Genomic DNA, 13,561 nt, shown 5'->3' on the forward strand with positions numbered 1-13,561 from the left:
GTGGACAGCCATACTTCCGAATTATGGCAGCAAATTTTATCGATTATTCAAACCAAATTAAGCAAGCCGAGCTTTGATACCTGGTTTAAGGCTACCAAAGCCGTAACCTTCAACTCCCAGGTTCTCATTATTTCGGCACCTACAACGTTCGCAGTAGAATGGCTGGAAAGTCGCTACACCAAACTAGTAGGAGCTACGGTTTACGAAGTTACAGGGAAACAAGTGGATGTAAAATTCGTCATTGAAGAAAGCAAGCCGCCTGAGCTTGTGGTTCAACAATCGGCTCCCACTCCCGTAGTATCACGAGAAGAAGCGCAAACGCATCTACTCAATCCCAAGTACACCTTTGACACTTTTGTAATTGGCTCTGGCAACCGTTTTGCGCATGCAGCCTCACTGGCAGTAGCCGAGGCACCCGCCAAAGCATACAATCCCTTGTTTTTATACGGTGGTGTAGGACTGGGCAAAACCCATTTAATGCACGCCATTGGGCACTATGTACTGGAACATAACCCAAATAACAAGGTTATTTACATCTCTTCAGAGAAATTCACGAATGAATTTATCAATTCAATCCGTGATAACCGCGGTGAAAGCTTCCGAAATAAGTATCGTAACGTTGACATTTTGCTTATTGACGATATTCAATTCCTCGCTGGAAAAGAGTCCACGCAGGAGGAGTTTTTCCATACGTTCAATGCGCTCCACGAAGAACGCAAGCAAATTATCATCTCCAGCGACCGACCGCCAAAGGAAATTCCCACACTGGAAGAACGCCTACGTTCCCGGTTTGAATGGGGCTTGATTACGGATATTCAACCACCTGATCTAGAGACCCGAATTGCGATTTTGCGCAAAAAGGCGAAAGCAGAGAACCTTGATATCCCTAATGAGGCCATGATGTATATTGCTAACCAGATTGACACCAATATTCGTGAACTCGAGGGTGCATTAATCCGGGTTGTTGCTTACTCATCGCTAACCAACCAGGATGTAACCACTCATTTGGCAGCTGAAGCACTCAAGGATATTATTCCTTCCAGCCGGCCTAAGATGATTACCATCGCTGATATTCAGCAAAAAGTCGGTGAATACTACAATTTACGCCTTGAAGACTTCAAAGCACGAAAACGTACGAAAGCCGTAGCATTTCCACGTCAAATCGCAATGTATCTCTCCCGTGAACTAACGGATTATTCGCTTCCTAAGATTGGCGAGGCATTCGGTGGACGTGACCATACGACCGTAATTCATGCGCATGATAAAATTACACAGTCATTAAAGGTCGATCAGGAGTTGTACAAAGTGGTAAATAATCTTGCGGAGAAAATTAAAAATCCTTCCTAAGAGGAACAAAGAGCCTATACACAATCTATACACATGTGGGTAGGCTTAATTTTATGCTATTTGATAGGGTTATCCACATATTAGACGCCCCTACTACTAATACTATTAAATAACTATAATAATTCATCATGTAAAGACGCGTAATAAAGAACAGCAAATACAACGAAATCCCCAATTTTTCAGCTAGGAGTGAAATCATGAAAATAAGCATTCTTAAAAACGAACTCAACGAATCCATTCAACACGTATCCAAAGCTATCTCCAGTAGAACGACGATCCCAATTCTGACCGGTATTAAGCTGGAAGTTAGCCATCAAGGCGTCACACTAACTGCAAGCGACACTGATATTTCCATCCAATCGTTTATTCCAGCAGAAAATGACAGCCATACGATCGTGAAGATAGATCAGCCAGGAAGTGTAGTTCTTCCCGCTAAGTTTTTCGTCGAGATTATTAAGAAGCTGCCCTCCAAAGAGATTCACATGGAAGTTAAAGAAGGATTCCAAACGTATATTTCTTCTGGATCCACGGAGATTCAGATCGTAGGTTTAGACCCTGAAGAATTCCCGGTGTTACCGAGTATTGAGGAGAACGATACTATCTCCCTGCCAGGTGATTTGCTGAAAAATATGATTAAACAAACCGCTTTTTCTATTTCTACCCAAGAGACAACTCCGATTTTAACAGGTATACTGTGGAATCTGGCTGATAATGAGTTTAAGTTCACAGCGACAGACCGTCACCGCTTAGCTACAAGAGCAGCAAGACTAGAAGGTACGGAGAATGTCCAATTTGCAAATATCGTAATCGCCGGTAAAACCCTTAATGAGCTAAGTAAAATTATCCCTGATCAAAATATGCTCGTTGATATTGTGGTTGCGGACAATCAAGTTCTCTTTAAAATCGACAAAGTACTGTTCTATTCACGGATCCTTGATGGAATTTATCCGGATACTTCTAGAATTATTCCAACAACCTACAAAACAGAACTAACTTTGGACACAAAAAAATTAAGCGAATCAATTGATCGCGCTTATTTGCTGTCCCGTGAAGAAAAAACCAATATAGTGCGCATGCAGACGCTTGAACAAGGCGGCATTGAAATTTCTTCTAGCTCTTCTGAGCTTGGTAAAGTTCGTGAGGAACTTGAAGTCATTGATTTCAAAGGTGAACCTCTCAAAATATCTTTCAACTCCAAATATATGCTAGATGTCTTAAAAGTTATTGAGAGTGAGCAGCTTGTCATAGCATTTACAGGGATGATGAGTCCGATCATTTTGAAGCCACTTGACCAAACGAATAGCTTGTATATCATTTTGCCTTACCGTACAACAAATTAATGCCAACATTCATGAACATGTGGATAAGTGGCTGAAAGGATAAAAACCATGAAAAAAATACTTATCCACAGTGGATATATTAAGCTGGATCAATTCCTGAAACTTTCTGATTGTGTATCCACAGGTGGAATGGCTAAAGCTTTACTGCAAGAAGGACATGTACTGGTTAACGGAGAAGTAGAGGAACGACGTGGAAGAAAGCTGTATCCGGGTGACCAAATTGAAGTGCAGGATAACGGCACCTTTCAGGTTGAAGGTGGAGGAGTTAAAGAGGAGTAGGCTAGGGGAGGAACCATTTCGTGTTTGTTAAAAATATCGGTCTGCAGCATTATCGAAATTACGGGCTGCTGCGTCTGGAGAGCCTGGGCGATGTCAATCTGATTCTGGGTCAGAACGCCCAAGGCAAAACAAACCTCATGGAGGCATTGTTCGTCCTGGCGATGACCAAAAGCCACCGCACCTCGAAAGATCGCGAACTTATTTCATTCGATGCCCCTGGAGACGCTGCTCAGATCATTGCCGAGGTAGAACGTAAGTACGGCGATCTCAAGCTAGAGCTCACCCTTTCTGCCAAAGGTAAAAAAGCTAAGATTAACGGTTTAGAACAACGGCGCCTTAGTGAGTTTGTAGGATCACTTAATGTGGTCATGTTTGCACCGGAAGATTTAGAGATTGTAAAAGGCACACCTGGCATCAGACGGCGTTTTCTTGATATGGAGATTGGCCAAGTCCAGCCCAGTTATCTATTTCACCTCCAGCAGTATCAAAAGATTCTCTTACAAAGGGGCAATTTGCTAAAGCAGTTGTGGGGGAAAGAGGCAGCGGGAAAAGATCTTTTGGAAATCTGGGATGCTCAACTTGTGGAGCACGGTGTTAAAATCGTAAAAAAAAGGAAACAATTCATAAAGAAGCTGCAAATATGGGCTGAAAGCATACACCGGGGGATTACGAACGGCGGAGAAGAACTGAAATTGCTCTATGTCCCCTCTTTCGGCGATCGTGATGAGGAAGATGAAGCTGTCTTATTAGACAATTTTATGTTAAAGTTATCACAAACGAGAGAACAAGAAATCAGGCGCGGCATGACGCTGACGGGTCCCCATCGGGATGACCTGTCCTTTTTTATCAACGGAAGGGAAGCTCAGGTCTACGGTTCTCAGGGACAGCAGCGTACCACGGCTTTATCGCTCAAGCTGGCGGAAATCGAGCTGATCCATGAAGAAATCGGAGAATATCCTGTGCTGCTTCTTGATGATGTTTTATCCGAGCTTGATCCTTACCGACAGACCCAGCTTATTGAAACCTTTCAAAGCAAGGTACAGACATTCATTACCGCTACCGGAATTGAGGGTCTGAATGCCGATAAATTAAAAGGCGCCAGCCTATATCATGTTCATGATGGAAAAGTGGAGTTATAAAGAGCGGAGGAAGATCATGTATATTCATTTGGGCGGGGAGAAGATTATTCGCTCTTCGGAGTTAATTGCAATATTTGATATTTCGATTGAGAAATCTTCCAAGGTGTCTAAGCAATTCGTCATTCACTCTGAGCAGGACAAGAAGCTTGAGCGGATTGGTGAAGAGGAAGCAAAATCTATTGTCGTAACTAAAAATATCGTGTATTACTCCCCCATTTCCTCCTCCACTCTCAAAAAAAGAGCCAAAATTTTGCTCGAGATATAACTTGCGTTTAGTAACAAAGAGATAATCTGAAAGAAGTAGGTGAAGGCATGTCAATGAATCAACCGACATATGATGAGAGCCAGATTCAGGTACTAGAAGGGCTAGAAGCTGTCCGGAAACGTCCGGGCATGTATATTGGTTCCACTAGTTCTAAAGGTCTCCATCACTTGGTGTGGGAGGTCGTAGATAATAGTATCGATGAAGCCCTAGCAGGTTATTGTGACCGGATTCAAGTGATTATTCATGAGGATAACGGGATTACTGTTATCGATAATGGACGTGGCATACCTGTAGGTGAAAATGAAAAACTTAAAAAGTCGACGCTTGAAGTTGTAATGACAGTACTGCATGCAGGCGGTAAATTCGGCGGCGGCGGATATAAAGTATCAGGCGGCTTACACGGTGTGGGTATCTCCGTAGTAAATGCCTTGTCTGAGAAGGTTGTTGTTAATGTTAAGCGTGATGGGCATGTTTATCAGCAGGAATACAGACGTGGTGCACCACAGTATGAAATCAAAGTTGTTGGAGATACGGACGAGACAGGTACGACTACAACTTTTCATCCAGATCCTGAAATCTTTACTGAAACCACGGTCTTTGAATATGCGACATTGCTTACACGTATTCGTGAGCTAGCTTTTCTTAACAAAGGAATCGAGCTTTCACTGCATGATGAGCGGACCGATGTTACCAACGTGTTCAAATACGAGGGTGGTATCGTTGAATATGTGAAATATTTGAATGAGAAAAAAGAAGCGCTGCACGAGGAACCAATCTACGTGGAAGGCTCACGAGATATGATCCAGGTTGAAGTAGCTCTCCAATACAATGATTCGTATACAGAGAACATCTACTCTTTTGCGAATAATATTAATACTCATGAGGGCGGAACGCATGAATCCGGCTTCAAAAGTGCGCTAACACGTATCATCAACGATTATGCCCGTAAAGCGGGTGTGCTGAAGGATGGTAATTCAAATCTGACTGGTGACGACGTGCGTGAAGGATTGACAGCGATTATTTCTGTCAAAATTCCAGAGCCTCAGTTCGAAGGTCAAACGAAGACTAAGCTCGGAAATAGTGAAGTACGCGGAATTGTAGAATCACTGTTCGGAGAGAAATTGCAGGAATTCCTAGAAGAGAATCCAGCAGTATCTCGCCGTGTCCTTGAAAAGTCGCTTTCAGCTTCACGTGCACGAGAAGCTGCTCGTAAGGCTCGTGAGTTAACACGCCGTAAGAGTGCGCTTGAAGTCAGTGCACTACCTGGTAAACTTGCAGACTGTTCATCCAAGGATGCGTCTATCAGCGAATTGTATATCGTCGAAGGTGACTCTGCGGGGGGATCGGCCAAGCAAGGCCGGGATCGTCATTTCCAAGCGATTCTACCACTGCGTGGTAAGATCCTAAACGTAGAAAAAGCTCGCTTAGACCGTATTCTATCCAACGCGGAAATCCGGGCGATCATTACGGCTCTGGGTACAGGGATCAGCGATGATTTTGACCTATCAAAGGCTCGTTACCATAAAGTCGTTATTATGACGGATGCCGACGTCGATGGAGCTCATATTAGAACTCTGTTGTTGACATTCTTCTACCGTTACATGCGGAAGCTAGTAGATGCAGGTTATATCTATATCGCACAACCGCCATTGTTCAAGATAGAGCGCAACAAAGTGATCCGTTATGCAGGAAGCGAGAAGGAACGCGATGAGATTATCGCTTCTTTTGGAGAAAATGTTAAGGTCAATGTCCAGCGCTACAAAGGTTTGGGTGAAATGAATGCTACCCAGCTGTGGGACACGACGATGGATCCTGAGGCGCGTATGATGTTGCAAGTAACGATTGAAGATGCGATGCTTGCTGATAGTATTTTTGATACGCTGATGGGTGATAATGTTGAACCAAGACGTGACTTTATCCATGAGCATGCGAAAGACGTCAGATATCTTGATGTGTAAGAATAAAATATAAGGATAATGTATAACGTGAAACTTATACCTACTTATATTTTTAACAAAACCTCCGGCTTCTGTTCCTAATGGAATTAGAATGCTGGAGGTTTTTTTGATTTCAGAGCTGTTTTTTTAGGCCTTGGTGATTTGTTTGTTGCGGGTAGTGTATGGAGATTTTCTAGCTTTTACACGCCCGTATGCTACAGCATAGCGGTGTATTTTACGATAGATAGATTTATCAGGAAATAACTTAAATATGACTATGGATGGAAGGGTGTTGACCTCAAGCAGCCACATATCCATATGCTGATCCATGGCAATATCCAGACCGATTTCTTTAATCCCTGGATAAGTAGTTTCCAATTGGCCTGCAATTTGTACGCCTAAAGATTTTAATTGATTAACGGTGGAGAGTGTTTCAGAAGGGTTCATATGACTTTTTAATAATGTATTTACTGACACAATACTGCCTCCGTTATGATAATTGGTGACGATTTTCTGAGGGGCAGCTACTCTTCCGAGCATTCCTGTCGTTTCCCATGCGCCTGACGGACTCTTTTGGGCAAGAACTCGAAGGTCGAAGGGGCGGTCTTGATAACGTAGAAGGTCAATTCCCTTTTGGATCAGGTAGGTACGGTTCTGAATTCGTTTCTGTAAGGCTTCATGCAGCTCTTCGGGAGAGAAGAAAACTTCTGCCGTTTTTGCATATCTTAAAATATATAGGAGCTGTGTTTCTTGTTGTTCTATCTCCTCGTTATCGGTGGTGGCATTTTTTTCAGACTTCCGCTGGCTAGGGCTCAAAATCACCGTACGCTGCTCGGCTCTCATTACACCAATGCCAAAGCTTCCGCGGTCAGGTTTAATATAGACCATTGTATATAACGCAAGCATTTCTTTAAGAACACTTAAATCGTATTTACGAGTATCCGGTACATATAGAGATAGAGATTGATTTTGAAGAATGACTTTTGTTTTTGCCCATTTACTTGGGACACGTTGAATCTTCATTATCTTCCTCCTTAACAATTTTTTGCAGCATTTGGTCTTTTGAATTCCTTTGTACAAAACTTGCTTTGGAAGCATAATCTTTGACGGCTGAAAATCAGGACAAGCTACCTAAACAATGGTATAATATAAGGATATGGGGTTATGCCTTATCGAACGATACTAGGATAATAAAACCGTGTTTCTTGTCTTTATAGTCTATGTACTAAAGACATTTGCGGAAAGGGCGAATACCCTAACCAACGCAAAAGAAATCAATATTAGAAGATAAAAGGCTATCATGTTTAATTGTGCTACTTTTGTGAAAGTAATATAATTAAGGGTAGCGGTTTTTTAACTGAAGGAGGTCCAGCAACTCATGGCTGAACAAAATAACCCACAAGTCAAAGATCGGGACATTGGCGTGGAAATGCGTGAATCCTTTATGGATTACGCAATGAGCATCATTGTTAGTCGGGCTTTGCCAGATGTGCGGGACGGACTCAAGCCGGTTCACCGACGCATTTTGTTTGCGATGTCGGAACTTGGAATGTCTGCGGATAAGCCTCATAAGAAATCGGCAAGAATCGTCGGTGAGGTTATCGGTAAGTACCACCCTCACGGTGACTCAGCCGTCTATGAAACAATGGTACGGATGGCTCAGGATTTCTCTATGCGCTATATGCTTGTGGACGGTCACGGGAACTTTGGTTCGATTGATGGTGATATGGCTGCAGCGATGCGTTATACAGAAGCCCGTCTTTCCAAGATTGCAGGCGAAATGCTTCGAGATTTGAACAAAGAAACAGTTGATTTCGCACCCAACTATGATGGTGAAGAGCATGAGCCAGTTGTATTGCCAGCTCGTTATCCGAACCTGCTCGTGAACGGGGTATCTGGTATTGCTGTAGGTATGGCTACTAATATTCCACCGCATAACCTAGGTGAAGTTATCGATGGTGTGCAGGCGATGATTAAGAATCCCGATATCACACCTATGGAATTGATGGAGTATATCCAAGGCCCTGACTTCCCTACGGCTGGATATATTTTGGGTCGTGAGGGCATTCGTCAGGCTTATCGTACGGGGCGTGGTTCCGTGACCATGCGTGCCAAGGCAACAATTGAAGAGAACAACGGTAAGGCTCGCATCATTGTACATGAGCTGCCATATCAGGTAAACAAGGCAAGACTGGTTGAAAAAATCGCAGAATTAGTACGTGAGAAACGGATCGAGGGTATAACGGATCTTCGAGATGAGTCTGACCGTAACGGTATGCGTGTAGTTGTTGAGATGAGACGTGATGTGAATCCAAATGTTGTGTTGAACAATCTATATAAACATACTTCAATGCAATCCACATTTGGGATCAACATGCTTGCCATCGTCAACAACGAGCCGAAAATCCTTAATCTGCGTGATGTGCTCTATCATTATTTGCAGCACCAGATTGAAGTTATTCGTCGTCGTACAATATTTGATCTTAAAAAAGCTGAAGCACGCGCTCATATTTTAGAAGGTCTGCGTATTGCGCTGGATCATCTGGATGAAGTTATTGCGTTAATCCGCGCTTCGCGGACAACGGATATAGCTCGTGACGGATTGATGAGCACCTTTAGCCTCAGTGTAGAGCAGGCTCAAGCAATCCTCGACATGCGGATGCAGCGTCTGACCGGTCTGGAACGGGAAAAAATCGAGAATGAATATAACGAATTGTTAGCTAAAATTGCAGAGTACCGTGAAATTTTGGCGAATGAGCATCTCGTACTGGAAATCATCAGCAACGAGTTGCAGGATATTCGTGATAGATATTCTGATGATCGCCGGACAGAGATTACGGTTGGTGAAGAAAGTATCCTCGATGAAGACCTTATTCCACGTGAAGAGGTTGTTATCACTATTACGCATACTGGATACATCAAACGTCTGCCTGTCAGCACTTACCGCAGCCAGAAGCGTGGGGGCCGCGGAGTAATGGGGATGGACACCAAGGACCAAGATTTTGTGGAGCATCTCTTCGTGAGTAACTCTCATAACTATCTGATGTTCTTTACCGATAAGGGTAAGGTGTACCGGATTAAGGCTTATGAGATCCCAGAGCTGGGACGTACTGCACGTGGGACACCAATCATCAACCTGATTCAAATTGAACAAGGTGAGAAGATTAGTGCCGTTATCCAGGTGGAAGAGAGCGATAGTGACAAGTACTTGTTCTTTGCTACCCGCGAAGGTATCGTGAAGAAGACGCCACTTGAGGATTACAATAACATCCGCAAAGGCGGACTTATCGCTATTAATCTTCGGGAAGAGGATTCCCTGATTGAGGTTAAGCTGACAGATGGCCAGCAAAATCTTATTATCGGTACAGCACGCGGAATGTCGATTACGTTCTCAGAGAATGATGTTCGTTCTATGGGTCGTAGCGCAACTGGCGTGAAGGGTATTACACTCGATAGTAATGACCATGTCATTGGTATGGACTGTGTCGATAAGGAGCTTGAGGTTCTGATTGTTACTAGCAAGGGTTATGGTAAACGGACACCAGCCGGCGACTATCGTTCCCAGACTCGTGGCGGTAAAGGAATCAAGACCATTAATCTCACTGAGAAGAATGGACCTGTAGTTGGTCTTAAAGTTGTTAAGAACGACGAAGACTTAATGATCATTACTACAAGCGGTACCTTGATTCGTACCAGCATGGATGGAATTTCTACTATGGGTCGTTATGCGCAAGGGGTTAAGCTAATTAACATCCGCGAGGATGATGCTGTGGCCACCCTGTGTAGAGCCGATAAGAATGAAGAGGACGAAATGTCTGAAGATATAGAAGGCCTCGAGGACCAAGTAACAGTTGATGAATCTGGCGATATAGATCAGCCGGAAACAATCGCTGAAGATCAAGAGGATAACTTAGAATAGTTTATATTCAATAAAGAGCAAGGGGTTCTATTACAGAACCCCTTGCTCTTTTTACTGTGATTAATTAATAGTTAGTTATTTTATGAAATGTAATGAGTAATTTTTAAAAGAATAGTTTTCATTGCACTAGTCGCTTCCTTTTATCCGTACTATAATTAGCCGATAGAGTATAAATCAGTATATAAAGTACTATTTTCTCAGAAATTATCTGTCATATTAGATTTGGGTAATCCTGAGCTTATTGTTATAGAAATTAAGGGGCTGAGTATATGCCAAATGTATTGGTTGGAGAAGTTAAAGCGGGCTCAAAGATAATCAAAGATGTAATTACACCTTTGGGTGGGATTTTGTTTACCAAGGGAAAAATACTACTCCCCCGTGATCTAGAAATTTTGGAAGCTTTCTTAGTTGGGCAAGTGGAGATCGAGGGTGTTCAAGGAGAGGGCAACTCTGATGCTGCCAAAAAAAACTCGAAGCAGACATCACTTAAAGCCGGAGCCATTATAAATGAATCAATGCTGATTAAGAACAATTCCCCACTACACGATGAATATGACAAAATGATCGGACTTATTAGGACAAGCTATCGTTCGGTAACGGCAGCCTCTCTTCCTATTTTTGAGTTACGGAGTCAGTTAGAGGTACTAATTAGTCATTTGAAGGATTATCATGTCTTGAAGTTTTCTCCACGTACGCTAAAAGACGAGGATTACAACTATCACAATGCCGTATTGTCCGCGTTAACATCATATAAGATTGCTCAGTGGTGCGGGTATCCGCAAAAGGATTGGATGCAGATCGCTTTTGCTGGATTGCTGCATGATATCGGAAACGCAAAAGTAGATAGTTCTCTCTTACATAAGCCGGAGTCACTTAATAGTGCCGAAATAGAAGAGGTTCGCAGACATACTACATATGGCTATCAATTATTACGTAATGTCACAGCGATTAATGAAGGGGTAAGACTAACGGCGTTGCAGCATCATGAGAAGGTTGATGGGTCTGGTTATCCACTTAAGCTAGAAGGTAGCCAGATTCACTTTTACGCTAAAGTAGTTGCGGTAGCAGATATATTCCATGCTATGACTTTAGAAAGAGCTTATAGAAAGGCGCAGTCCCCTTATCTAGTATTAGAGCAGATTATGACAGAAAGCTTTGGTAAGCTTGACCCAGTCGTTGTACAGACCTTTATACAGAAGAGCACTGATTTATTTAATGGAACCAGAATACGTTTGAGCGATGGGCGTCACGGGGAGATCATATTCACTGATCGTGCGAATCCTACACGTCCTATGATTAAGGTAGAGGGTACAATTGTTAACTTAATGTTGGAGCGGGATCTATATATTCAAGAGATTATTTCTTAGTGTAGTAAGTATTGAAAGACTTCAGAGCTGAGGCTGTGCTGCCTAGTGCATACGAGTATATTTAGTATGATTAGTAGCACAGTCTCTTATTTATAGATTATATTAAAAAAAGTGTTGCAATCAATCTCTATACATGATATATTCTAAGTCCGGCCAAGAAATACACATGCCGAGCTCGAAAAAGAAGTTAAAAAAAGAGCTTGACATTAAATAGCCGAACATGATATAGTATAAGAGTTGCTGCTGAGACATTAAACGGCGCCAACGAGAACTTGATCTTTGAAAACTGAACAACGAGTGAGTAGGAAATCACGAAAGTGAAATCCAAATTAGAGAATTAATTTTCTCGTCAGATGTTTCAAAATGAGCATATCGCTCTTTTCAATACTAATTGGAGAGTTTGATCCTGGCTCAGGACGAACGCTGGCGGCGTGCCTAATACATGCAAGTCGAGCGGAGTTATTTTGAAAGCTTGCTTTCAAAATAACTTAGCGGCGGACGGGTGAGTAACACGTAGGCAACCTGCCCCTTAGACTGGGATAACTACCGGAAACGGTAGCTAATACCGGATAATTTCTTTTTTCTCCTGAAGAAAGAATGAAAGACGGAGCAATCTGTCACTGAGGGATGGGCCTGCGGCGCATTAGCTAGTTGGTGGGGTAACGGCCCACCAAGGCGACGATGCGTAGCCGACCTGAGAGGGTGAACGGCCACACTGGGACTGAGACACGGCCCAGACTCCTACGGGAGGCAGCAGTAGGGAATCTTCCGCAATGGACGAAAGTCTGACGGAGCAACGCCGCGTGAGTGATGAAGGTTTTCGGATCGTAAAGCTCTGTTGCCAGGGAAGAACGTCCGGTAGAGTAACTGCTATCGGAGTGACGGTACCTGAGAAGAAAGCCCCGGCTAACTACGTGCCAGCAGCCGCGGTAATACGTAGGGGGCAAGCGTTGTCCGGAATTATTGGGCGTAAAGCGCGCGCAGGCGGTCATTTAAGTCTGGTGTTTAAACCTTGGGCTCAACCTAAGGTCGCACTGGAAACTGGGTGACTTGAGTACAGAAGAGGAAAGTGGAATTCCACGTGTAGCGGTGAAATGCGTAGATATGTGGAGGAACACCAGTGGCGAAGGCGACTTTCTGGGCTGTAACTGACGCTGAGGCGCGAAAGCGTGGGGAGCAAACAGGATTAGATACCCTGGTAGTCCACGCCGTAAACGATGAGTGCTAGGTGTTAGGGGTTTCGATACCCTTGGTGCCGAAGTTAACACAGTAAGCACTCCGCCTGGGGAGTACGGTCGCAAGACTGAAACTCAAAGGAATTGACGGGGACCCGCACAAGCAGTGGAGTATGTGGTTTAATTCGAAGCAACGCGAAGAACCTTACCAGGTCTTGACATCCCTCTGAATCTGCTAGAGATAGCAGCGGCCTTCGGGACAGAGGAGACAGGTGGTGCATGGTTGTCGTCAGCTCGTGTCGTGAGATGTTGGGTTAAGTCCCGCAACGAGCGCAACCCTTAACTTTAGTTGCCAGCAAGTAATGTTGGGCACTCTAGAGTGACTGCCGGTGACAAACCGGAGGAAGGTGGGGATGACGTCAAATCATCATGCCCCTTATGACCTGGGCTACACACGTACTACAATGGCCGGTACAACGGGAAGCGAAGCCGCGAGGTGGAGCCAATCCCATCAAAGCCGGTCTCAGTTCGGATTGCAGGCTGCAACTCGCCTGCATGAAGTCGGAATTGCTAGTAATCGCGGATCAGCATGCCGCGGTGAATACGTTCCCGGGTCTTGTACACACCGCCCGTCACACCACGAGAGTTTACAACACCCGAAGTCGGTGGGGTAACCCGCAAGGGAGCCAGCCGCCGAAGGTGGGGTAGATGATTGGGGTGAAGTCGTAACAAGGTAGCCGTATCGGAAGGTGCGGCTGGATCACCTCCTTTCTATGGAGAATCGTCTTCTGCA

9 protein-coding genes and 1 rRNA gene are annotated in these 13,561 nt (G+C 43.9%); 9 read left to right on the plus strand and 1 reads right to left on the minus strand.

Annotated features, from left to right (window positions below):
* The 6 genes from dnaA to gyrB all read left to right on the plus strand — a co-directional run bounded on the left by dnaA (position 1) and on the right by gyrB (position 6,328).
* The gene (dnaA, locus tag NSU15_RS00005) at positions 1 to 1,347 is read left to right on the plus strand and encodes a chromosomal replication initiator protein DnaA (protein WP_042123043.1); all 1,347 of its coding nucleotides are present in this window, start codon (positions 1 to 3) and stop codon (positions 1,345 to 1,347) included.
* Positions 1,348 to 1,544: 197 nt separating this feature from the next.
* A complete protein-coding gene (gene dnaN, locus NSU15_RS00010; RefSeq protein WP_042123045.1) occupies positions 1,545 to 2,687 on the plus strand; it encodes a DNA polymerase III subunit beta in 1,143 nt (380 codons plus the stop codon).
* Positions 2,688 to 2,735: 48 nt separating this feature from the next.
* Positions 2,736 to 2,966: a S4 domain-containing protein YaaA gene (yaaA, locus tag NSU15_RS00015; protein WP_042123047.1), complete on the plus strand. Its 231-nt coding sequence runs from the start codon at positions 2,736 to 2,738 to the stop codon at positions 2,964 to 2,966.
* Between the two features lie 20 nt (positions 2,967 to 2,986).
* A complete protein-coding gene (recF, locus tag NSU15_RS00020) occupies positions 2,987 to 4,105 on the plus strand; it encodes a DNA replication/repair protein RecF (protein WP_042123050.1) in 1,119 nt (372 codons plus the stop codon).
* A gap of 16 nt (positions 4,106 to 4,121) precedes the next feature.
* The gene (locus NSU15_RS00025; RefSeq protein ID WP_036677731.1) at positions 4,122 to 4,370 is read left to right on the plus strand and encodes an extracellular matrix/biofilm biosynthesis regulator RemA family protein; all 249 of its coding nucleotides are present in this window, start codon (positions 4,122 to 4,124) and stop codon (positions 4,368 to 4,370) included.
* Between the two features lie 47 nt (positions 4,371 to 4,417).
* On the plus strand, positions 4,418 to 6,328 hold the full coding sequence (gyrB, locus tag NSU15_RS00030; RefSeq protein ID WP_042123053.1) for a DNA topoisomerase (ATP-hydrolyzing) subunit B: 1,911 nt from the start codon (positions 4,418 to 4,420) through the stop codon (positions 6,326 to 6,328).
* A gap of 126 nt (positions 6,329 to 6,454) precedes the next feature.
* On the opposite strand, the gene NSU15_RS00035 is transcribed toward gyrB, so the two are convergent.
* Positions 6,455 to 7,330: a YheC/YheD family protein gene (locus NSU15_RS00035; RefSeq protein ID WP_339288693.1), complete on the minus strand. Its 876-nt coding sequence runs from the start codon at positions 7,328 to 7,330 to the stop codon at positions 6,455 to 6,457.
* Positions 7,331 to 7,685: 355 nt separating this feature from the next.
* On the opposite strand from NSU15_RS00035, the gene gyrA reads away from it, so the two are divergent.
* The 3 genes from gyrA (at position 7,686) to NSU15_RS00050 (ending at position 13,539) form a co-directional block, all read left to right on the plus strand.
* The gene (gene gyrA, locus NSU15_RS00040) at positions 7,686 to 10,226 is read left to right on the plus strand and encodes a DNA gyrase subunit A (RefSeq protein WP_042123056.1); all 2,541 of its coding nucleotides are present in this window, start codon (positions 7,686 to 7,688) and stop codon (positions 10,224 to 10,226) included.
* A 269-nt stretch (positions 10,227 to 10,495) separates the two neighbouring features.
* Entirely contained in the window at positions 10,496 to 11,593 is a 1,098-nt protein-coding gene (locus NSU15_RS00045; RefSeq protein WP_076120624.1) for an HD-GYP domain-containing protein, read from the plus strand.
* A 388-nt stretch (positions 11,594 to 11,981) separates the two neighbouring features.
* Positions 11,982 to 13,539, plus strand: a 16S ribosomal RNA gene (locus NSU15_RS00050).
* Positions 13,540 to 13,561 lie beyond the last annotated feature (22 nt).

This window comes from Paenibacillus sp. FSL E2-0201, assembly GCF_037963325.1.
In the GTDB taxonomy this organism is placed as follows: Bacteria; Bacillota; Bacilli; order Paenibacillales; family Paenibacillaceae; genus Paenibacillus_AQ.